Genomic DNA, 20,257 nt, shown 5'->3' with positions numbered 1-20,257 from the left:
TTAGGCATTATCAAAGCGTTAAGCAATTCAGGACATCAATATGGCATTTACACCGTTTTCTCCGCGCCAGCCTGTCGCCTCTGCGCGTCTGCCGCTGACGCTTATGACCCTTGATGACTGGGCGCTGGCGACCCTCGTCGGCGCAGACAGCGAAAAGTACCTGCAAGGCCAGGTGACCGCTGATGTCAGTCAGCTGACCGAACACCAGCACCTGCTGGCGGCGCACTGCGATCCGAAAGGCAAGATGTGGAGCAACCTGCGTCTGTTCCGCCGTCAGGACGGTTTCGCCCTTATCGAACGCCGCAGTCTGCGCGACGCACAGCTCGCCGAACTGAAAAAGTATGCGGTGTTCTCCAAAGTCACCATTGCCGCCGATGACGAACTGGTGCTGCTGGGTGTGGCGGGCTTCCAGGCGCGCGCTGCGCTGAAAAATCTGTTCAGCGAACTGCCTGATGCAGAAAAACAGGTGACCACCGACGGGGTCACCTCCCTGCTGTGGTTTGAACATCCGGCAGAGCGCTTCTTGTTGGTGACCGATGTCGCCACCGCCGAGCGCGTGACCCAGGCCCTGCGTGGCGAAGCGCAGCTGAATAACAGCCAGCAGTGGCTGTCGCTGAACATTGAAGCGGGCATCCCGGTGATCGACGCCGCCAACAGCGGGCAGTTTATTCCCCAGGCGACCAACCTGCAGGCGCTTGGCGGTATCAGCTTTAAAAAAGGCTGCTACACCGGCCAGGAGATGGTGGCACGCGCGAAGTTCCGCGGCGCCAACAAACGCGCCCTGTGGTATCTGGCGGGTAAAGCCAGCCGCGTACCGGAAGCCGGTGAAGATCTGGAACTGAAAATGGGTGAAAACTGGCGTCGTACCGGCACCGTGCTGGCTGCCGTTCAGCTCGACGATGGTCGCCTGCTGGTTCAGGCCGTGATGAATAACGATATGGAGCCGGACAGCGTGTTCCGCGTTCGCGAGGATGTGAACACTCTGAGCATCGAGCCGTTGCCGTATTCGCTGGAAGAGTAATGCTGTTAGTGCCGGGTGGCGGCTTCGCCTTACCCGGCCTACGGGTTTTGTAGGCCCGTGCAAGCGAAGCGCCGCCGGGCAAAGCGGAATCAAACCTGCCCGACGTACAAATAGATCGCCAGGAAATGGCACACGCTGCCGCCCAGGACAAACCCGTGCCAGATCGCGTGGTTATAGGGGATGCGCTTACAGACGTAAAAAATGACCCCCAGCGAATAGACCACGCCACCCACCGCCAGCAGCGTCACGCCGCCCGCCGCCAGTTTTACTGCCAGCTGATAAACCACTATCAGCGACAGCCAGCCCATCGTCAGGTAAGTCACCAGCGACAGCACCTTAAAGCGGTGCGCGATAGTGAGTTTAAACAGGATCCCCAGCAGGGCCAGGCTCCAGATAACAATCATTAATCCACGCGCCAGCGGCGAATCCAGCCCGACCAGCAAAAATGGCGTATAGGTTCCGGCAATCAGCAGATAGATGGCGCAGTGGTCGAATTTTTTCAGCCAGATCTTGGCCCGCTGATGGGGAATGGCATGGTAAAGGGTGGACGCCAGGAACAGCAGGATCATACTCCCGCCATACAGGCTGTAACTGGTGATCGCCAGCGCGCTGGCATTGGTATCGACGGCCTGAACCAGCAGCAACACCAGCCCGACAATGCCAAACACCAGGCCGACTCCGTGACTAATACTGTTGGCTATTTCCTCAGCCAGCGAATATCCCTGTGTGGTTAATGGTTTGCTAACCATAGATAACTCCGGGAAAACAAAAGTGAATAGTGCATCGCTGACTATGCTAACTGAGAATGATTCCAGTGAACACCTGTTAGCTAAAATAAATATCGTCTAAAACTTTATTTATGACAATCATAGGTTTGAGTGATTATTTCAGCTAACGTGTGTTCACATAAAACCTCAAAGACATTTAAAATCAATAACATAAAACTGTTGCTGGTCAGGGTAAATTTCTGTAATCACCCCCTTCAGTTCGTCCAGGGTCATGTTCTCCTGCTGAGCATGATTTTCCGTTAATGTATCAAGCGTTACCGTCGAGGTTGCTGTGACTTCGATGGTGCAAAAATAGCCGTCATCCTCATAGCGACCTACCCGTAGCACGTCGCCCGCGCTGAAATGTCATTCGCTTTCATCGCGAATGGTGATGGTTTTACGTCCGGCCAGAATGTCATCCTGAAAACGCTGAAAAAAAGTAATGTCGTTTGGCTGCATGTTATTATTCCCTGAAGATGAAGTCTGATGAGTGAGTTTAGCCACTGTGAGCATGTTCTCCCATTCCGCCATTGCCAGTCTCAATAATCTGGAGATGATGGTCTACAACACCGTCATCAAAAACCGCGATCGGGTGATGTACATGACCATTCGCGAACTGGCGGATGCGGCGGGGGTGTCCACCACCACCGTGCTGCGCTTTTGCCGCAAGCTGAACTGCGATGGCTACTCTGAATTCCGCGTGCGGTTTAAATTATATCTTGAGCAGAACGAACCGCAGCAGGCTAATTTTGGCGCCAGCGAGATTATCAGTTTTTTCAAGAGCGTAAATAACGACGAATTTGACGCGCTATTAAATGAAGCGGTGGAAATTATATTATCCTCCGAGCGTATTATCTTTGTCGGGGCAGGTACGTCCGGCTCGCTGGCGAAATATGGCGCGCGTTTCTTTTCCAATATTGGAAAGTTCAGCAACCATATCGACGATCCTTATTTCCCGGTCACTAATGATATGGCGAAAAACGCGCTGGCTATTGTGCTCTCGGTCTCGGGCGAAACCGAAGAGATCCTGCGCTTCGCCAGCCAGTTCAGTCTGCATCACTGCAAGGTGCTCTCTATTACCAGCCACGAGCACTCGCGTCTGGCTAAATTAGCGGATTTCAATCTCTCCTGGCACGTGCCGCAAACGCGTATTGGCGGCGTGTACGATATTACTACCCAAATTCCGGTCGTTTATATTCTCGAATCGCTGGGACGTAAACTGGCGAAGAAATTAACAGAATAAAACACCCTGTTTTTTCGGTGTGACAAATTACAATTCCGGCGAATTGTTATATCGTGACTTTTTATTTCCCTTTGTTAGACTCAAAAACAATAGTAATAAATGAGATTAGCAAAGATGAAAAAACTCACCTTACCAAAAGACTTTTTGTGGGGCGGCGCGGTTGCGGCGCATCAGGTTGAAGGCGGCTGGAACAAAGGCGGCAAAGGCCCGAGCATTTGCGACGTGCTGACCGGCGGCGCGCACGGCGTACCGCGTGAAATCACCCAGGAAGTGGTTGAGGGTAAATACTACCCGAATCACGAAGCCATCGACTTCCACGGCCACTATAAAGAAGACATCAAGCTGTTTGCCGAGATGGGCTTCAAGTGCTTCCGCACCTCCATCGCATGGACCCGCATCTTCCCGAAAGGTGATGAAACCCAGCCTAACGAAGAGGGGCTGAAGTTCTACGATGACATGTTCGATGAGCTGCTGAAGTACAACATCGAGCCGGTGATCACCCTCTCCCACTTCGAAATGCCGCTGTATCTGGTGCAGGAATACGGCGGCTGGACCAACCGTAAGGTGGTGGATTTCTTCGTTAACTTCGCCGAAGTGGTGTTTGAGCGCTACAAGAGCAAGGTCAAGTACTGGATGACCTTCAACGAAATCAACAACCAGCGTAACTGGCGCGCGCCGCTGTTCGGCTACTGCTGCTCCGGCGTGGTCTATACCGAGCATCAAAACCCGGAAGAGACCATGTACCAGGTGCTGCATCACCAGTTCGTGGCCAGCGCCCTGGCGGTGAAAGCGGCTCGCCGCATCAACCCGGAGATGAAAGTCGGTTGCATGCTGGCGATGGTGGCGCTCTATCCGTTCTCCTGCAAACCAGAAGACGTGATGTTTGCTCAGGAATCAATGCGGGAGCGTTATGTCTTTACCGACGTGCAGCTGCGTGGTTACTACCCGTCCTACGTGCTGAACGAGTGGGAACGTCGCGGCTTCACCATCAACATGGAAGCGGGCGACGAGCAGATCCTGCGTGAAGGCACCTGTGATTATCTCGGCTTCAGCTATTACATGACCAACGCGGTGAAAGCCGAAGGCGGCACCGGGGATGCGATCTCCGGCTTCGAAGGCAGCGTGCCGAACCCGCACGTTAAAGCGTCTGACTGGGGCTGGCAGATTGACCCGGTGGGCCTGCGTTACGCCCTGTGTGAACTGTATGAGCGCTATCAGAAGCCGCTGTTTATCGTGGAAAACGGTTTTGGCGCTTACGATAAAGTGGAAGAAGACGGCAGCATCAACGATGACTACCGCATCGACTACCTGCGCGCGCACGTGGAAGAGATGATAAAAGCGGTCACTTACGACGGCGTGGATCTGATGGGCTACACCCCGTGGGGCTGCATCGACTGCGTATCCTTCACCACCGGCCAGTACAGCAAACGCTACGGCTTTATCTATGTGAACAAGCACGACGACGGCACCGGCGACATGTCCCGTTCACGCAAGAAGAGCTTTAACTGGTACAAAGAAGTGATCGCCAGCAACGGCGAGACGCTTTAAGGTTTTGCCCGGTGGCGCTGCGCTTACCGGGCCTACGATTCAGGTAGGCCGGGTAAGGCGAAGCCGCCACCCGGCATTTATTTCCCGCCCGCTAACTCAATAAAACTCCCCGTCACGTACGAGGCTTTCTCGCTCAGCAGCCAGACAATCGCCTGCGCCACCTCTTCCGGCTGACCGCCGCGCTGCATCGGCAGCATCGACTTCACCCGATCCACGCGCCCGGGTTCCCCCCCGGAGGCATGAATTTCGGTATAAATCAGCCCCGGACGTACGCAATTAACCCGGATCCCCTGCGCCGCCACTTCCAGCGACAGCCCGGTCGTGAGGGAGTCCACGGCCCCTTTCGATGCTGCATAATCCACATATTCCCCCGGCGCGCCGAGTCGCGAGGCCGCAGACGACACATTGACGATCGCCCCGCCTTTCCCGCCGTGCTTCAGCGCCATGCGTTTCACCGCTTCACGACAGCAGAGGAAATACCCGGTCACGTTGGTGGCCAGCACGCGGTTAATCCGCTCGGCGGAGAGATTTTCGATGGTGCTCTGCTCGAACAGAATACCGGCGTTATTAACCAGCGCCGTGAGGGGCTCGCCTTCGCGGTCGAGGCTTTCGAACATGGCCATAACCTGGGCCTCGTCGCTGATGTCCGCGCGCAGCGCAAAGGCCTTGCCGCCCTCTTCGACAATCTGATTGATCACATCGGTGGCGGCTTTGATGTTGTGGTGATAATTCACCGCTACGGTGTAGCCTTCACGTGCCAGTTGAAGCGCCGTCGCTTTGCCGATCCCGCGGCTGGCGCCGGTTACTAATGCTATTGCCATCTACAACCTCCGGATAAAAAAAGCCGGGTGACGCTTGCGCTTACCCGGCCTAGCGTATGGCAGAGAGTTACTGGTATTCGCTCATCGGCACGCAGGAGCAGAACAGGTTACGGTCGCCGTAGACGTCATCAAGACGCTTCACGGTCGGCCAGTACTTGTTAGCAACGCCTGCCGGGAAGACCGCCAGCTCGCGGGAGTAACCGTGATTCCACTCAGCCACCAGCTCGTGCTGGGTGTGTGGAGCGTTCACCAGCGGGTTATCTTCCAGCGTCCATTCGCCATCCTGAACGCGATCGATCTCCATGCGGATCGCCAGCATCGCGTCGATAAAGCGGTCCAGTTCGGCTTTGCTTTCAGACTCGGTTGGTTCCACCATCAGCGTACCTGCAACAGGGAACGACATGGTCGGGGCGTGGAAGCCGTAGTCGATCAGACGTTTGGCAATGTCCAGCTCGCTGATGCCGGTCTGCTCTTTCAGCGGACGAATATCGAGAATACATTCGTGCGCCACGCGACCGTCACGGCCGGTATAGAGGATCGGATAGGCAGACTTCAGACGCGTAGCGATGTAGTTGGCATTCAGGATCGCCACCTGGCTTGCCTGCTTCAGCCCTTCTGCGCCCATCATGCGGATATACATCCAGCTGATTGGCAGAATGGACGCGCTACCGAACGGTGCCGCAGAGACCGCGCCCTGACGGGTGAGCATGCCTTCGATCTGCACCACGCTGTGACCCGGTACGAACGGTGCCAGGTGCGCTTTCACGCCGATTGGACCCATGCCCGGGCCGCCACCGCCGTGCGGAATGCAGAAGGTTTTGTGCAGGTTCAGGTGCGACACGTCCGCGCCGATAAAGCCTGGGGTGGTGATGCCCACCTGGGCGTTCATGTTGGCGCCATCGAGGTAAACCTGACCGCCATACTGATGCACGATCTCGCACACTTCACGGATGGTCTCTTCATACACGCCGTGGGTGGACGGATAAGTGACCATGATGCAGGAGAGCTTATCGCCGGTCTGTTCCGCTTTCGCACGCAGGTCGGCCAGGTCGATGTTGCCGTTCTTATCGCAGGCCACAACCACCACTTCCATCCCTGCCATCTGGGCCGATGCCGGGTTGGTGCCGTGGGCAGAACTTGGGATCAGGCAGATATCGCGATGGCCTTCGTTGCGGCTCTCGTGGTAGTGGCGGATGGCCAGCAGGCCCGCGTATTCACCCTGTGCGCCGGAGTTTGGCTGCATGCAGAGTGCGTCGTAGCCGGTCAGTTTTACCAGCCAGTCTGAGAGCTGGTTGATCATCTGATGATAACCTTCCGCCTGGTCAGCCGGGCAGAACGGGTGCAGCTCAGCGAATTCCGGCCACGTGATGGGGATCATCTCGGCAGCGGCGTTCAGCTTCATGGTGCAGGAGCCCAGCGGGATCATCGCCTGGTTCAGGGCCAGATCTTTACGCTCCAGAGAGTGCATATAGCGCATCATCTCGGTTTCGCTGTGGTAGCGGTTAAAGACCGGATGGGTCAGGATCGCGTCGTCGCGCAGCATGCTCTGCTGGATGGAGCGGCTGTCGTGCGCCACCTCTTTATCGAGCGCGTCCACATTCAGGCCGTGGTCGTCACCCAGCAGGACGTTGAACAGCACCTGCACATCGTCACGGGTGGTGGTTTCATCCAGGGTGATGCTGACCGCATTCAGGATGTCGCTGCGCAGGTTGATCTCAGCTGCTTCAGCGCGTGCCAGCACGGTCGCTTTGTCGGCCACTTCAACGCACAGGGTGTCGAAGAAGTGCGCGTGACGCAGTTTTTGACCTTTCTGCTGCAGGCCGCAGGCCAGAATATCGGCCAGGCGATGAATACGGCCGGCGATACGCTTCAGGCCAGCCGGGCCATGATAGACGGCATACAGGCTGGCGATGTTGGCCAGCAGTACCTGAGAGGTACAGATATTGGAGTTCGCTTTCTCACGGCGGATGTGCTGCTCGCGAGTCTGCATCGCCATGCGCAGGGCGGTGTTACCGGCCGCATCTTTCGATACGCCGATAATACGGCCTGGCATGGAGCGTTTGAATTCATCTTTTGCGGCGAAGAAGGCCGCGTGTGGACCGCCGTAGCCCATCGGCACGCCGAAGCGCTGCGCAGAGCCGAAGACGATGTCCGCACCCTGTTTACCCGGGGCGGTTAACAGCACCAGCGCCATGAAATCGGCCGCCACGCTGACGACAACTTTGCGCGCTTTCAGCCCGGCAATCAGCGTACTGTAGTCATGCACTTCACCGGTGGTGCCAACCTGCTGCAACAGCACGCCGAACACATCCTGGTGATCCAGCACTTTATCGGCATCATCAACGATCACCTCAAAGCCAAACGTCTCTGCACGGGTACGCACCACGTCCAGGGTTTGCGGGTGAACGTCGGCCGCGACGAAGAAGCGGTTTGCGCCCTTCAGCTTGCTGACGCGTTTTGCCATGGCCATGGCTTCTGCAGCGGCGGTGGCTTCATCCAGCAGCGAAGCCGAAGCGATGTCGAGACCGGTCAGATCCAGCGTGACCTGCTGGAAATTGAGCAGCGCTTCCAGACGCCCCTGAGACACTTCCGGCTGATAAGGGGTATAGGCCGTGTACCAGCCCGGGTTTTCCAGCATGTTACGCAGGATCACCGGCGGTAACTGCACGTTGGTGTAGCCCATGCCAATGTAAGACTTAAAGCGCTTGTTCAGGCTGGCAATGCCTTTCAGTTCCGCCAGCGCGGCGTATTCAGTGGTCGATTCCCCCACCTGCGGCGGCGTGGCGAGCTGAATATCCTTTGGCACAATCTGGCCGATCAAGGCGTTGAGCGAATCCGCGCCAACCGTCTTCAGCATCTCCTGCTGTTGCTGAGCATCCGGCCCAATGTGACGTTCAATGAAGGCGCCACGGTTTTCAAGCTGGCTTAAAGTCTGTGTCATGAGCGATGGTTCCTGAAACGTGCAGTGAATCGTAGTTGTCTGTAACTCTGTTGCCCGGTGGCGCTAACGCTTACCGGGCCTACGTTGTCTCGCCTCTCCCTGAATGGGAGAGGGAGAAAAACGCTTATTCGTCTTCTAACAGTGCTTCATAGGCTGTTGCATCCAGCAGGGCGGCAACTTCCGCTTCGTCGCTGGCTTTGATTTTGAAGATCCAGCCTTCGCCGTAAGGCTCGCTGTTGACCAGCTCCGGTGAGTCGCTCAGCGCGTCGTTAACCGCCACGATTTCGCCGCCGACCGGGGCATAGATGTCCGACGCCGCTTTTACGGACTCGGCTACCGCGCAGTCGTCGCCTGCGGTGACGGTCGCGCCCACTTCCGGCAGATCCACAAAGACCATGTCACCTAACAGCTCCTGAGCATGTTCGGTGATCCCAACGGTATAAGTGCCGTCGGCTTCTTTGCGCAGCCACTCATGTTCTTTGCTGTATTTCAGTTCTGCTGGCACATTGCTCATTGAATTTCTCCTGATAAAAATAATTAGGCGACCGGTTTACCGGCGCGAACAAAAATCGGTTTGGTCACGCGGACCGGCATTTCGCGGTTGCGGATCTGCACCACGGCAGTCTCGCCAATGCCCGCCGGAACACGCGCCAGAGCAATACTGTAACCCAGCGTCGGAGAGAAGGTGCCGCTGGTGATAATGCCTTCGCAGTGGTTGCCGTTCGCATCGGTGAAACGTACCGGCAGCTCGCCGCGCAGGACGCCTTTTTCGGTCATCACCAAGCCAACCAGCTGTTCGGTGCCCTTCTCGCGCTGCATTTCCAGCGCTTCACGGCCGATAAAATCACGATCGGCAGGTTCCCAGGCGATGGTCCAGCCCATGTTGGCCGCCAGCGGAGAGACGCCTTCGTCCATCTCCTGACCGTATAAATTCATACCGGCTTCCAGACGCAGCGTATCGCGCGCGCCGAGCCCCGCCGGTTTAACGCCCGCTTCCACCAGCGCACGCCAGAAATCGGCCGCTTTTTCGTTCGGCATCGCAATTTCATAGCCCGCTTCACCGGTGTAGCCGGTGGTCGCCACAAACAGATCGCCCGTCTGCACGCCAAAGAACGGCTTCATGCCTTCGGTGGCCTGACGCTGCTCATCGCTGAACAGGGAGGCCGCTTTTGCCTGCGCGTTTGGGCCCTGCACCGCGATCAGCGACAGATCGTCACGCACGGTAATGTCGATGGCGAAGGGTTCTGCGTGTTGGGTGATCCAGGAGAGGTCTTTTTCGCGGGTGGCGGAGTTAACAACGAGGCGGAAGAAATCATCAGAGAGGTAATAGACAATCAGGTCGTCAATCACGCCGCCGGAGGCATTCAGCATGCCGGAGTAGAGCGCTTTACCCGGCTTTGTGAGCTTAGCCACGTCGTTTGCCAGCAGATAGCGTAAAAACTCCCGGGTGCGGCTGCCGTGGAGATCGACAATGGTCATGTGAGAGACGTCGAACATACCGGCATCGGTGCGCACCGCATGATGCTCATCAATCTGCGAACCATAATGCAGCGGCATCATCCAGCCATGGAAATCGACCATGCGTGCACCGCACAGGGTGTGTTGTTCGTACAAAGGCGTCTGTTGAGCCATCTTATCCTCGTTGAATGAGCAGGGCTGTCTTGCGTTTCAAGGTGAAAAAATCACCACAAAACCCGGCATCGGCATCGCTCCCGGACGCCGACGCAAACGTTCTCTTTCCTCTGAACTTACCACCGAAAACGGTGGTTAACCATAAGGCAAAATGGGTCATCACATTAGCTTATGGTCAAAAAAGCCAACAAAGCGTACAGAGTTATTCACTATAAAAATGCGAAACGTTCCGCACAAAAGCAAAGTCAACAGCCTGGAGTTGAGCACAGGATGATATTTACTGCGGAAAAACGCGCGGAATTTCCGTAACATAAAAACAGCCAGATTAGATAATCTAATGCGAAAAAGTCAGTGAAATTAGATTATTTCAAACGAGGGGAATTTCCCGGCCCACAGGCCGGGAGAAGAAAGTGTGATGGGGGTCTGGTTTACTGAAGCCAGTCCGGCAGATCGTTAAGCCCCATCGCCTGACGCAGAAGTTGAGGTTTAACGCCTGGAAGGGTATCAGCCAGTTTCAGGCCGAGGTCGCGCAGCAGTTTTTTTGCCGGGTTCGCCCCGGCAAACAGTTCGCGGAACCCCTGCATACCTGCCAGCATCATTGCCGCGCTGTGTTTGCGGCTGCGCTCGTAGCGGCGCAGATAAAGGTGCTGACCAATATCCTTGCCTTCGCGATGCAGTCGGCGCAGTTCGTCCACCAGTTCGGCGGCATCCATAAAGCCCAGGTTTACGCCCTGCCCGGCCAGCGGATGAATGGTATGCGCCGCGTCGCCCACCAGCGCCAGACGATGCGCGGCAAACTGGCGCGCATAGCGGCCGGTCAACGGAAATACCTGACGCTCGCTTTCGACGGAGCACAGCCCCAGCCGGTTATCAAACGCCACGCACAAAGCCTGATTGAACTCCTCGGCTGACGCCTCCTGCATCTGCTGGGCCTTCTCGGGCGCCAGCGACCAGACGATCGAACAGAGATGCGGATCGCTGAGCGGCAGGAAGGCCAGAATGCCGTCGTTGTGGAAGATCTGCCGGGCCACGGCCTGATGCGGCTCCGCCGTGCGAATAGTGGCGACCAGCGCATGGTGACGATAGTCCCAGTACGTCAGCGGAATGTCGGCTTTATTTCGCAGCCAGGAGTTTGCGCCATCGGCCCCCACCACCAGGCGAGCGGTGAGCATGTCTCCGCTTTGCAAGGTAATAAAGGCGTCGTTTTCACCCCAGGCGACCTGCTGCAGCGCAGCAGGCGCAATCAGCGTAACATCGCTGCACTGCTGCGCTTTCTGCCACAGAGCATGGTGGATGACCGCATTTTCAATGATATGCCCGAGATGGCTGTAGCCCATGCTCTCGTCATCAAACGCGATATGCCCGAAGCTGTCTTTATCCCACACTTCCATCCCGTGATAACAGCTGGCGCGTTGGGCGATAATCTCCGACCAGACGCCGACGCGGGTCAGCAGCTTTTCACTGGCGGCGTTGATCGCCGAGACGCGTAGCTCAGGCGGCGCGTCGGGAGCGACAGGCTGCGGCTGCTTCTGTTCCAGCACCGCCACGCGCAGACCGCTGCCCTGCAAGCCGCAGGCCAACGCCAGTCCTACCATTCCGCCACCGACAATGGCGACATCAACATTCTGCACTTTGTTTACTCCTTAGCGAGCGACCCAACCAAGCGTCCTCTGTGCCAGCACATCACGTGCCGGAATGAATAGTTCCATCGCCATCAACCCTGCGTTACGGCCCGCCACCAGCGGTGCCCAGCGATTGGCAAACAGATGCACCAGCCCATCGGTTACGCCGATGGTGGCCTCTTTATCGGCCTGGCGTCGTTTCTGGTAATGGCATAAGACCGGGTAGGCACCGCAATCCTGCTGTTGCGCAAACGCCTGGGCCAGCGTTTCGGCCAGGGTCATGACGTCGCGCAGTCCGAGATTAAAGCCCTGCCCGGCGATGGGGTGTAACGTCTGGGCCGCATTGCCCACCAGCGCGACGCGATGGGAGACAGACTGCGACGCCGTGGTTAACGCCAGGGGATAAAACGCCCGCTTGCCGGCATGGGTGATACGTCCCAGCCGCCAGCCAAAGGCTTTTTGCAGTTCAGTGCAGAAGCGTTCATCAGACCAGCTCTGCACCTCATCCGCACTCTCCAGGGGATGGCACCAGACCAGCGAACTGCGCCCCTGGGACATCGGCAGCATGGCCAGCGGGCCGTGCTGAGTAAAACGTTCAAAGGCGCGCCCCCGGTGCGGCTCGGCGGTGGCGACGTTAGCAATCACCGCCAACTGATGGTAAGGCTGCTGTTGCCACTGGATCCCACACTGCTGGCCGAGTGCCGAACGGGAACCGTCGGCGGCCACCAGCAGCTGTCCGTCCAGCGTCGTGCCGTCATCCAGGGTGACGCTCACCGCGTCTTCGCTGCGGGTAAAGCGCTCCACGCGCGCGGGGCAGTGCAGGGTTACGCCTGGGGCCTCTTTTAACAGACGGAACAGGCGCAGACCCACGTCGTGTAGCTCAACCACCTGCCCCAGCGCATCAATACGGTAATCCTGCGCCTCAAGGGTAACAAAGCCGGCATGGCCCCGGTCGCTGACATGAACGGTTTCGATGGCCGTGGCGCAGTCGGCAATGGCCTGCCAGATGCCGCTTCGTGCCAGCTGCTGGCAGGTGCCCTGCGCCAGGGCGATAGCGCGTCCGTCAAATCCCGGATGACCGGTGGACTGTGGCGCAACGGCCTCGACCAGATGAACCGGAAGTTTGCCCTGGGTCAGGGTGGAGATCGCCAGCGCAAGCGTAGCTCCCGTCATGCCTCCGCCAACGATGATGATGCTCATGGGCGCGCCGCCGCCATCAGCGCCTCAATCTCGTCGGCGTTCTTCACCACCGAAGCGGTCAGGTTCTCGTTGCCGGTTTCGGTGATAACGATGTCATCTTCGATACGAATGCCGATCCCGCGATACTCCGCAGGCACATCGGCATCCGGGGCGATATAGAGTCCCGGCTCAACGGTGAGCACCATGCCCGGCTCCAGCACGCGGGAACGTTCCGGGCCGTAGACGCCCACATCATGCACATCCAGCCCCAGCCAGTGGCTCAGGCCATGCATAAAGAAGGGACGGTGCGCGTTTTCGGTAATCAGCTGTTCGACATCGCCGTGCAGAATACCCAGCTCCACCAGGCCGCTAATCATGATGCGCACCACTTCCCCGGTGACTTCCTGAATGGAGGTGCCGGGGCGGAACAGCATCAGGGCGGTGTCCAGCGAATGCAGGACGATGTCGTAAATGGCGCGTTGGGCGGGTGTGAATTTGCCGTTCACCGGGAAGGTGCGGGTGATATCCCCGGCATAGCCTTTATATTCGCAACCGGCATCAATCAGCACCAGATCGCCATCGCGCAGTTCGGACTCGTTTTCGGTGTAGTGCAGAATGCAGCCATTTTCCCCGCCGCCAACAATAGTGTTGTAGGCCGGGTAGCGCGCGCCGTGGCGGGTGAATTCATGATGAATTTCGCCTTCGAGCTGATATTCAAACATCCCCGGACGGCATTTTTGCATCGCCCGGGTATGGGCCAGCGCGCTGATTTCACCTGCACGACGCATCACGTCCAGCTCTTCCGCCGATTTAAACAGGCGCAGCTCGTGCACAGCAGGACGCCAGTCGGTGAGCGTTGCCGGGGCTTTCAGGTTTTGCCGGGAGCCTTTGCGCAGCTTATCCAGCGCGGCAAAAACGATCTCATCGGCCCAGGCGTATTCACCCTGCGCGTGATAGACCACATCCAGACCATTCAGCAGTTGGTAAAGCTGCTCGTTGATCTCGCTGAACGCCAGCGCACGATCCACGCCCAGCTTTTCGGGCGCAGCCTGCTGGCCTAAGCGGCGACCAAACCAGATCTCGGCGGTCAGATCCCGGACGCGGTTAAACAGCACGCTGTGGTTGTGGGTGTCATCACTTTTAATCAGCACCAGTACCGACTCCGGCTCGTTGAAGCCGGTGAAGTACCAGAAATCACTGCTCTGGCGGTACGGATATTCGCTATCGTTACTGCGCGTGGCCTCCGGTGCGGCAAATATCAGCGCGGCGCTTCCCGGCTGCATTGTGGCCAGCAGCGCCTGCCGACGGCGCAGATACTCTTGCTGAGTCATGACACCCTCCAGTCGTTGTTATTAGTGTAAGGTTGGTTTGCGCACTTCCGGCGCAGTCGGTTGGGTCCGCGTAAAGGTATCGTGGCAGAGCAGCGACGCAACGCGCACATACTCAATGATCTCTTCGAGGGACATCTCCAGCTCTTCCTGGTCTTCGTCCTCGTCGTAGCCCAGCTGCGCAATATTGCGCAGATCGTCGATAGCTTCTCCGGCTTCGCCCGTCACCTTCTCAAGCTTAGGCTGCGTTACGCCCAACCCCAACAGGTAATGGTTGACCCACCCGGCCAGCGCATCGGCGCGATCGAACACGCTGACGTCATCGCCATCAGGCAGATAAAGCTGAAAAAGGAAGCCGTCATCTTCCAGCGCATCGCTGATTGCGCCATGCATGCTCCGCAACGCCTGGGCCAGATCGTGACCAAACGCCAGACCTTCGTTCGTCAGGTCGTGAACCAGCGGCAGCCATGAGCTGTCGCTGTTTCCACCACACAGCATCCCGCTGATCAGACCGTGCATTTCAGCCGGGGTTAAACCTACGCCCTGCTGGTTCAGTAACTGGCTAAGGTCGTTGTAGCCAGGCATTTCGTTCTGTATAGACATGCGCATTCGTCATCATTGGGAGGAATATTCATGGTATGCTACCACTTTGGACCCTGGTGAACCAGAATAGGGCTTGTATCTGCGCACCAGGGTAGCTATAGTGTCGCCCCTTCGCAGCCCCCGGAATCGGGTGTGAAGGCAGCGCAGTCAAACAGCAGGAAGGTGGCATGTCTGCACAACCCGTCGATATCCAAATTTTTGGCCGTTCGCTGCGAGTGAATTGTCCGCCTGAACAAAGGGATGCTTTGAATCAGGCTGCGGATGATTTGAATCAGCGGTTGCAAGATTTAAAAGAACGCACTAGAGTCACAAATACTGAGCAGCTGGTCTTCATCGCCGCGTTGAACATCAGTTATGAGCTGACTCAGGAAAAAGCGAAGACCCGCGAATACGCGGCGAGCATGGAACAACGTATTAAAATGCTCCAGCAGACCATTGAACAGGCATTGCTTGATCAGGGTCGCATTACAGACAGACCGGGGCAAAACTTTGAATAACACTTCATGGTCTACTATGGTAGAGTGACCCTGAAGGAAAAATTTCTCTGAGATGTTCGCATGCGGGCCAGTCCCCTGAGCCGATATTTCATACCACAAGAATGTGGCGCTCCATGGTTGGTGAGCATGCTCGGTTCGTCCGAGAAGCCTTAAAACTATGACGACACATTCACCTTGAACCAAGGGTTCAAGGGTTACAGCCTGCGGCGGCATCTCGGAGATTCCCTCACCTTTCTACCCAGCGACTACCATGACGCAACTTCCTGAAGTTACCTCTTCCCGTCAACACATTCGTCAGTTTATCCGTCAGCAGCGCAGAGCCTTAACGCCTGAACAACAAGCCCATTTCGCGCAACAAGCCGCGGCCCGCATGATGGCGTATCCGCCCGTGGTGATGGCGCACACGGTGGCCCTGTTTCTCTCCTTTGACGGCGAACTGGATACCCAACCGCTAATCGATGAACTCTGGCGCACCGGGAAAAAAGTCTATCTGCCGGTACTTCACCCTTTTAGCCCGGGTAATCTGCTGTTTCTGCACTACCACCCGCACAGCGAACTGGTGGTAAATCGTCTCAAAATCACCGAACCGAAACTGGACGTGCGCGACGTATTGCCGCTGGATCGACTCGACGTGCTGGTGACGCCGCTGGTGGCGTTTGATGAAAGCGGTCAGCGCTTAGGGATGGGCGGAGGTTTTTACGATCGCACCCTGCAGAACTGGCAGCAGCACGGCTTACAGCCGGTGGGCTATGCCCATGATTGTCAGGGCGTTGAAAAGCTGCCGGTGGAGAAATGGGATATCCCGCTGCCTGCGGTGGTGACACCGTCGAAATTGTGGCAGTGGAGGTAAAAGCAAAACGGTAACGCCAGTTACCGTTTTTAGTTTTTGCGCCCTCTCCCCGTGGGAGAGGGACGGGGTGAGGGCATCAGGCCGCACTAAACTTAGTAAAGCAGACGCGCGCGAATGGTGCCCGGAATGGCTTTCATCCCCTGCAGCGCTTTCTCTGCCACGTCCTCATCCGCTTCGATATCGATAACCACATAGCCCATCTGCGCGTTAGTTTGCAGGTACTGCGCGGCAATATTGACGCCCTGCTCGGCGAAGATCTGGTTAATGGCGGTCAGCACGCCCGGACGGTTTTCGTGGATGTGCAGCAGACGACGCCCACCGTGCAGCGGCAGCGATACTTCCGGGAAGTTGACCGCAGACAGCGTTGAACCGTTGTCGGAGTATTTGCTCAGCTTACCGGCCACTTCCAGCCCGATATTCTCCTGCGCTTCCTGAGTAGAGCCACCGATATGTGGCGTCAGGATCACGTTGTCGAACTCACACAGCGGCGAGGTGAACGGATCGCTGTTGGTCGCAGGTTCGGTCGGGAAGACGTCGATAGCCGCGCCCGCCAGGTGTTTGCGTTTAAGCGCGTCACACAGGGCCGGGATATCCACCACCGTACCGCGCGCGGCGTTGATCAGCAGTGAGCCCGGCTTCATCAGTGCCAGCTCTTCCGCACCCATCATGTTTTTGGTGGAGGCGTTTTCCGGCACGTGCAGGCTCACCACGTCGCTCATATTCAGCAGGTCGGAGAGATGCTGAACCTGAGTGGCGTTACCCAGCGGCAGTTTGCTTTCGATGTCGTAGAAGAAGACGTGCATTCCCAGCGATTCTGCCAGAATACCCAACTGCGTACCGATGTGGCCGTAACCGATGATCCCCAGCTTTTTACCACGCGCTTCGAAAGAGCCGGAGGCCAGCTTATTCCAGATGCCGCGGTGGGCTTTGGCGTTGGCTTCAGGGATGCCGCGCAGCAGCAGCAGAAGTTCGCCGATGACCAGCTCCGCCACGGAACGAGTGTTGGAGAATGGCGCGTTAAAGACCGGAATACCGCGCTTCGCAGCCGCATTAAGGTCAACCTGGTTGGTGCCGATGCAGAAGCAGCCGATCGCCACCAGTTTCTCTGCCGCCGCAATAACGTCTTCTGTCAGATGGGTACGGGAGCGCAGGCCGATGAAATGGGCATCACGGATCGACTCTTTCAGCTGTTCGGTATCCAGCGCACCTTTGTGAAATTCGATGTTGGTGTAACCCGCCGCACGAAGGCTATCCAGTGCTTTCTGATGCACCCCTTCGACCAGCAGAAATTTAATCTTGTCTTTCTCCAGTGATACCTTTGCCATTTCCCCGACCCTGTCTGATTGTCTGAACTGTTGTTGTGCTGGATTTGAATCCGCTCCAGCCAACATATCAAAAAAAACTATTGCAGCAATATGAACGTTTGCGTCGGCACTCTGAAGAAATGTCATACAGCGTCAATTGGCAGTGAAAAATGCTGCGGAGAAATGAGAAAGCGGCAGGATCGTCAGGAGAGGGTTAGAAATGTGACACAAGTCACCGAATATCGCTTTTGCAAAAAAAATTAGCGGGGGGAGGTTCCCCCCGTCAGATCATTTCACGATGGTTTTGACGCCATCGGCAGTGCCAATCAGCGCGACATCCGCGCCACGGTTGGCAAATAACCCTACGGTTACCACGCCCGGCAGGCCATTGATGGCGTTTTCCAGCGCGACGGCGTCGAGGATCTCCAGACCGTGCACGTCCAGGATCACGTTCCCGTTGTCCGTCACCACGCCCTGACGGTATTCCGGGCGTCCGCCCAGCTTGACCAGCTCACGGGCAACCGCGCTACGCGCCATCGGGATCACTTCAACCGGCAGCGGGAATTTGCCGAGGATATCCACCTGCTTGGAGGCATCGGCGATACAGATAAACTTGTCCGCGACAGAGGCGATGATCTTCTCGCGCGTCAGCGCCGCGCCGCCGCCTTTGATCATCTGCATATGGCCGTTGATCTCATCCGCGCCGTCCACGTAAATCCCCAGACGGTCCACTTCGTTCAGATCGAAAACGGTAATGCCCAGGCTTTTCAGCTTTTCCGTGGATGCATCGGAGCTGGAAACTGCGCCCTCAATCTGGCCTTTCATCGTGCCCAGCGCATCAATAAAGTGTGCTGCCGTTGACCCGGTGCCCACGCCGACAATGGTACCCGGCTGTACATACTGGAGAGCGGCCCATCCTACTGCTTTTTTCAGTTCATCCTGCGTCATGATCTCTTGCCCGTGGTGATTTTGCGTGACGCGCATTATAGAGCATTCACCTGCGCCATGTGATCTGCGAGGTCACCAATTTCGTCTGTATCAAACATAAATTTATGTCATAGTGCGAAGTATTGAATTATTTGGGAGTCAGCCAGAGCAATGAAACGTCCGGACTACAGAACATTACAGGCGCTTGATGCCGTTATACGTGAACGCGGATTCGAACGCGCAGCACAGAAGCTGTGTATTACCCAGTCCGCCGTTTCGCAACGAATCAAACAGCTTGAGAACATGTTCGGGCAGCCGCTGCTGGTTCGTACCGTGCCGCCGCGTCCTACCGAACAGGGACAAAAGCTGCTGGCGCTGCTGCGTCAGGTTGAGCTGCTGGAAGATGAGTGGCTGGGCGACGAACAGACCGGCTCCACGCCGCTGCTGCTGTCGCTGGCGGTCAACGCCGACAGTCTGGCAACCTGGCTCCTCCCTGCCCTCGCCCCGGTGCTGGCCGATTCACCTATTCGCCTGAACTTACAGGTAGAAGATGAAACCCGTACCCAGGAGCGTCTGCGTCGTGGTGAAGTGGTAGGTGCAGTCAGTATCCAGCCCCAGGCGCTGCCAAGCTGCCTGGTGGATCAGCTGGGGGCGCTGGACTACCTGTTTGTCGGCTCTAAAGCCTTTGCTGAGCGCTACTTCCCGAATGGCGTCACCCGCGCGGCCCTGCTCAAAGCCCCTGCCGTGGCGTTTGACCATCTTGATGATATGCATCAGGCGTTTTTACAGCAGAACTTCGACCTGCCGCCCGGCAGCGTTCCCTGCCATATCGTTAACTCCTCCGAAGCCTTCGTACAGCTGGCGCGTCAGGGCACGACCTGCTGCATGATCCCGCATCTGCAGATTGAAAGAGAGCTGCAGAGCGGTGAGCTGATCGACCTGACGCCAGGCCTGCACCAGCGCCGCATGCTCTACTGGCACCGCTTCGCGCCGGAAAGCCGTATGATGCGCAACGTGACCGATGCGCTGCTGGCCCACGGTCATAAGGTTCTGCGTCAGGACTAATAAAAAAGCCGGGTCGCGTAAACGCTGACCCGGCCTTGTCGCTGTATATCAAAACAATACTTACGGTGCTTTAGTCGCCGTATCCTGCTGCTGATTTTGCTGAACCGGCTGGTTCTGCTGAGTCTGCTGCTGACCCTGAGCGGGCTCAAGCTGGAACACCACATCAACCTGATCGTCGAACTGAATCGTAGGTTGCTCGTAGGTATCCTGGGCAGAGACCGGCGCCGCTTCCGCTTTCATCATGCGCACCATCGGGCTCGGCTGGTAGTTAGAGACGTGGTAACGCACGCTGTAAACCGGGCCCAGCTTGCTGTTAAAGCCAGCGGCCAACTGCTGTGCCTGACGAACGGCATCATCAATCGCCGCTTTGCGCGCTTCATCTTTATACTTCTCAGGTTGCGCAACACCCAGTGACACCGAACGGATCTCATTCAGGCCCGCTTTCAGGGCCCCGTCCAGCAGGGAGTTGAGTTTATCCAGCTGACGCACCGTAACTTCTACGGTACGTACCGCGCGGTAACCTTTCAGAATGCTTTTGCCATCCTTATAGTCGTAATCCGGTTGGGTACGCAGATTGGCGGAGTTGATATCTTTTTTACCGACGGCGTTCTGCTCCAGGAAAGAGAGATATTGCGCAACGCGGTCGTCTGCCTGTTTCTTGGCGGTGGCCGCATCTTTTGCCGCCACGTTAACTTCAATGGCTAAAGTCGCGATATCCGGTGCCGCATCCACACTTGCGGTGCCGGAGGTCACAATGTGCGGGCTGTCAGGCAGTTCACTGGCCTGAACGGATGCTGCGCCAAAACCCATTAATGCCGCCAGGGCGATTGCATTCAACTTCACTTTTATTCCTCCATGTTGCGAAGAGTGCCCATGTAACAGGGCGCATGCCAGCAAGCTTAGCGGCTG

General features: G+C 57.0%; 18 protein-coding genes, 1 other RNA gene and 1 pseudogene. 7 read left to right on the top strand and 13 right to left on the bottom strand.

Going from position 1 to position 20,257, the window contains the following annotated elements:
- Nucleotides 1-40: 40 nt before the first annotated feature.
- Nucleotides 41-1,021, top strand: a complete 981-nt coding sequence (gene ygfZ / locus ACOYA6_RS16015; protein WP_039029833.1) for a tRNA-modifying protein YgfZ — start codon at nucleotides 41-43, stop codon at nucleotides 1,019-1,021.
- Between the two features lie 89 nt (nucleotides 1,022-1,110).
- Here ygfZ and trhA read toward each other — a convergent pair whose 3' ends face one another.
- Both trhA and yqfB read right to left on the bottom strand, forming a co-directional pair.
- Complete coding sequence (trhA, locus tag ACOYA6_RS16010; protein WP_039029832.1) at nucleotides 1,111-1,770, bottom strand: PAQR family membrane homeostasis protein TrhA; 660 nt, start codon at nucleotides 1,768-1,770, stop codon at nucleotides 1,111-1,113.
- Between the two features lie 165 nt (nucleotides 1,771-1,935).
- Nucleotides 1,936-2,247 (bottom strand): annotated as a pseudogene (gene yqfB / locus ACOYA6_RS16005) (N(4)-acetylcytidine aminohydrolase).
- Nucleotides 2,248-2,299: 52 nt separating this feature from the next.
- On the opposite strand from yqfB, the gene ACOYA6_RS16000 reads away from it, so the two are divergent.
- Together ACOYA6_RS16000 and bglA are read left to right on the top strand one after the other, a co-directional pair.
- Nucleotides 2,300-3,031, top strand: a complete 732-nt coding sequence (locus ACOYA6_RS16000; protein ID WP_039029830.1) for a MurR/RpiR family transcriptional regulator — start codon at nucleotides 2,300-2,302, stop codon at nucleotides 3,029-3,031.
- 114 nt (nucleotides 3,032-3,145) lie between these two features.
- The gene (gene bglA, locus ACOYA6_RS15995; protein ID WP_422654995.1) at nucleotides 3,146-4,579 is read left to right on the top strand and encodes a 6-phospho-beta-glucosidase BglA; all 1,434 of its coding nucleotides are present in this window, start codon (nucleotides 3,146-3,148) and stop codon (nucleotides 4,577-4,579) included.
- A gap of 77 nt (nucleotides 4,580-4,656) precedes the next feature.
- Here the strand turns inward: bglA and ACOYA6_RS15990 are convergent, their stop codons facing one another.
- From ACOYA6_RS15990 to ACOYA6_RS15955, 8 genes are all read right to left on the bottom strand, one after another.
- The gene (locus ACOYA6_RS15990; RefSeq protein ID WP_039029828.1) at nucleotides 4,657-5,400 is read right to left on the bottom strand and encodes an SDR family oxidoreductase; all 744 of its coding nucleotides are present in this window, start codon (nucleotides 5,398-5,400) and stop codon (nucleotides 4,657-4,659) included.
- A 67-nt stretch (nucleotides 5,401-5,467) separates the two neighbouring features.
- The gene (gene gcvP / locus ACOYA6_RS15985; protein ID WP_422654994.1) at nucleotides 5,468-8,341 is read right to left on the bottom strand and encodes an aminomethyl-transferring glycine dehydrogenase; all 2,874 of its coding nucleotides are present in this window, start codon (nucleotides 8,339-8,341) and stop codon (nucleotides 5,468-5,470) included.
- 124 nt (nucleotides 8,342-8,465) lie between these two features.
- Complete coding sequence (gene gcvH, locus ACOYA6_RS15980; RefSeq protein ID WP_039029826.1) at nucleotides 8,466-8,855, bottom strand: glycine cleavage system protein GcvH; 390 nt, start codon at nucleotides 8,853-8,855, stop codon at nucleotides 8,466-8,468.
- Nucleotides 8,856-8,878: 23 nt separating this feature from the next.
- On the bottom strand, nucleotides 8,879-9,973 hold the full coding sequence (gene gcvT, locus ACOYA6_RS15975) for a glycine cleavage system aminomethyltransferase GcvT (protein WP_039029825.1): 1,095 nt from the start codon (nucleotides 9,971-9,973) through the stop codon (nucleotides 8,879-8,881).
- Between the two features lie 428 nt (nucleotides 9,974-10,401).
- Entirely contained in the window at nucleotides 10,402-11,604 is a 1,203-nt protein-coding gene (gene ubiI, locus ACOYA6_RS15970; protein ID WP_138370503.1) for an FAD-dependent 2-octaprenylphenol hydroxylase, read from the bottom strand.
- A 12-nt stretch (nucleotides 11,605-11,616) separates the two neighbouring features.
- Complete coding sequence (ubiH, locus tag ACOYA6_RS15965) at nucleotides 11,617-12,795, bottom strand: 2-octaprenyl-6-methoxyphenyl hydroxylase (RefSeq protein WP_422654993.1); 1,179 nt, start codon at nucleotides 12,793-12,795, stop codon at nucleotides 11,617-11,619.
- Nucleotides 12,792-14,105, bottom strand: a complete 1,314-nt coding sequence (gene pepP, locus ACOYA6_RS15960; RefSeq protein ID WP_139563578.1) for a Xaa-Pro aminopeptidase — start codon at nucleotides 14,103-14,105, stop codon at nucleotides 12,792-12,794. The genes ubiH and pepP overlap by 4 nt, the downstream gene beginning before the upstream one ends.
- A gap of 21 nt (nucleotides 14,106-14,126) precedes the next feature.
- The gene (locus ACOYA6_RS15955; RefSeq protein WP_138370500.1) at nucleotides 14,127-14,705 is read right to left on the bottom strand and encodes a YecA/YgfB family protein; all 579 of its coding nucleotides are present in this window, start codon (nucleotides 14,703-14,705) and stop codon (nucleotides 14,127-14,129) included.
- 167 nt (nucleotides 14,706-14,872) lie between these two features.
- Between ACOYA6_RS15955 and zapA the strand changes: the two genes are divergently transcribed.
- The 3 genes from zapA to ACOYA6_RS15940 all read left to right on the top strand — a co-directional run bounded on the left by zapA (nucleotide 14,873) and on the right by ACOYA6_RS15940 (nucleotide 16,052).
- Nucleotides 14,873-15,202 (top strand): cell division protein ZapA, encoded by a 330-nt coding sequence (zapA, locus tag ACOYA6_RS15950; RefSeq protein WP_039029820.1) that lies wholly within the window; start codon nucleotides 14,873-14,875, stop codon nucleotides 15,200-15,202.
- Between the two features lie 41 nt (nucleotides 15,203-15,243).
- Nucleotides 15,244-15,427, top strand: a non-coding RNA gene (gene ssrS, locus ACOYA6_RS15945) — 6S RNA.
- A 25-nt stretch (nucleotides 15,428-15,452) separates the two neighbouring features.
- Nucleotides 15,453-16,052, top strand: coding sequence for a 5-formyltetrahydrofolate cyclo-ligase (locus ACOYA6_RS15940; RefSeq protein WP_223075451.1), 600 nt, complete (start codon nucleotides 15,453-15,455; stop codon nucleotides 16,050-16,052).
- 92 nt (nucleotides 16,053-16,144) lie between these two features.
- Here the strand turns inward: ACOYA6_RS15940 and serA are convergent, their stop codons facing one another.
- Together serA and rpiA are read right to left on the bottom strand one after the other, a co-directional pair.
- The gene (gene serA, locus ACOYA6_RS15935) at nucleotides 16,145-17,377 is read right to left on the bottom strand and encodes a phosphoglycerate dehydrogenase (protein ID WP_039029818.1); all 1,233 of its coding nucleotides are present in this window, start codon (nucleotides 17,375-17,377) and stop codon (nucleotides 16,145-16,147) included.
- A gap of 267 nt (nucleotides 17,378-17,644) precedes the next feature.
- Entirely contained in the window at nucleotides 17,645-18,304 is a 660-nt protein-coding gene (gene rpiA / locus ACOYA6_RS15930; RefSeq protein WP_039030111.1) for a ribose-5-phosphate isomerase RpiA, read from the bottom strand.
- A 150-nt stretch (nucleotides 18,305-18,454) separates the two neighbouring features.
- On the opposite strand from rpiA, the gene argP reads away from it, so the two are divergent.
- Nucleotides 18,455-19,348, top strand: coding sequence for a DNA-binding transcriptional regulator ArgP (argP, locus tag ACOYA6_RS15925; protein WP_039029817.1), 894 nt, complete (start codon nucleotides 18,455-18,457; stop codon nucleotides 19,346-19,348).
- A gap of 60 nt (nucleotides 19,349-19,408) precedes the next feature.
- On the opposite strand, the gene ACOYA6_RS15920 is transcribed toward argP, so the two are convergent.
- On the bottom strand, nucleotides 19,409-20,158 hold the full coding sequence (locus ACOYA6_RS15920) for an oxidative stress defense protein (protein WP_422655107.1): 750 nt from the start codon (nucleotides 20,156-20,158) through the stop codon (nucleotides 19,409-19,411).
- Between the last annotated feature and the right edge of the window lie 99 nt (nucleotides 20,159-20,257).

This window comes from Leclercia barmai (assembly GCF_049312895.1).
In the GTDB taxonomy this organism is placed as follows: domain Bacteria; phylum Pseudomonadota; class Gammaproteobacteria; order Enterobacterales; family Enterobacteriaceae; genus Enterobacter; species Enterobacter barmai.
This window is presented reverse-complemented; position numbering and strand designations above follow the sequence as displayed.

What these genes read in the sequence shown, in the direction of transcription:
- pepP (WP_139563578.1), bottom strand. Translation starts at nt 14,105, where the DNA reads ATGACTCAGCAAGAGTATCTGCGCCGTCGGCAGGCGCTGCTGGCCACA.
- gcvT (WP_039029825.1), bottom strand. Translation starts at nt 9,973, where the DNA reads ATGGCTCAACAGACGCCTTTGTACGAACAACACACCCTGTGCGGTGCA.
- gcvP (WP_422654994.1), bottom strand. Translation starts at nt 8,341, where the DNA reads ATGACACAGACTTTAAGCCAGCTTGAAAACCGTGGCGCCTTCATTGAA.
- ygfZ (WP_039029833.1), top strand. Translation starts at nt 41, where the DNA reads ATGGCATTTACACCGTTTTCTCCGCGCCAGCCTGTCGCCTCTGCGCGT.
- ACOYA6_RS15920 (WP_422655107.1), bottom strand. Translation starts at nt 20,158, where the DNA reads ATGGGTTTTGGCGCAGCATCCGTTCAGGCCAGTGAACTGCCTGACAGC.
- ACOYA6_RS15955 (WP_138370500.1), bottom strand. Translation starts at nt 14,705, where the DNA reads ATGTCTATACAGAACGAAATGCCTGGCTACAACGACCTTAGCCAGTTA.
- gcvH (WP_039029826.1), bottom strand. Translation starts at nt 8,855, where the DNA reads ATGAGCAATGTGCCAGCAGAACTGAAATACAGCAAAGAACATGAGTGG.
- argP (WP_039029817.1), top strand. Translation starts at nt 18,455, where the DNA reads ATGAAACGTCCGGACTACAGAACATTACAGGCGCTTGATGCCGTTATA.
- ACOYA6_RS15990 (WP_039029828.1), bottom strand. Translation starts at nt 5,400, where the DNA reads ATGGCAATAGCATTAGTAACCGGCGCCAGCCGCGGGATCGGCAAAGCG.
- trhA (WP_039029832.1), bottom strand. Translation starts at nt 1,770, where the DNA reads ATGGTTAGCAAACCATTAACCACACAGGGATATTCGCTGGCTGAGGAA.
- ubiH (WP_422654993.1), bottom strand. Translation starts at nt 12,795, where the DNA reads ATGAGCATCATCATCGTTGGCGGAGGCATGACGGGAGCTACGCTTGCG.
- ACOYA6_RS15940 (WP_223075451.1), top strand. Translation starts at nt 15,453, where the DNA reads ATGACGCAACTTCCTGAAGTTACCTCTTCCCGTCAACACATTCGTCAG.
- rpiA (WP_039030111.1), bottom strand. Translation starts at nt 18,304, where the DNA reads ATGACGCAGGATGAACTGAAAAAAGCAGTAGGATGGGCCGCTCTCCAG.
- bglA (WP_422654995.1), top strand. Translation starts at nt 3,146, where the DNA reads ATGAAAAAACTCACCTTACCAAAAGACTTTTTGTGGGGCGGCGCGGTT.
- zapA (WP_039029820.1), top strand. Translation starts at nt 14,873, where the DNA reads ATGTCTGCACAACCCGTCGATATCCAAATTTTTGGCCGTTCGCTGCGA.
- serA (WP_039029818.1), bottom strand. Translation starts at nt 17,377, where the DNA reads ATGGCAAAGGTATCACTGGAGAAAGACAAGATTAAATTTCTGCTGGTC.
- ACOYA6_RS16000 (WP_039029830.1), top strand. Translation starts at nt 2,300, where the DNA reads ATGTTCTCCCATTCCGCCATTGCCAGTCTCAATAATCTGGAGATGATG.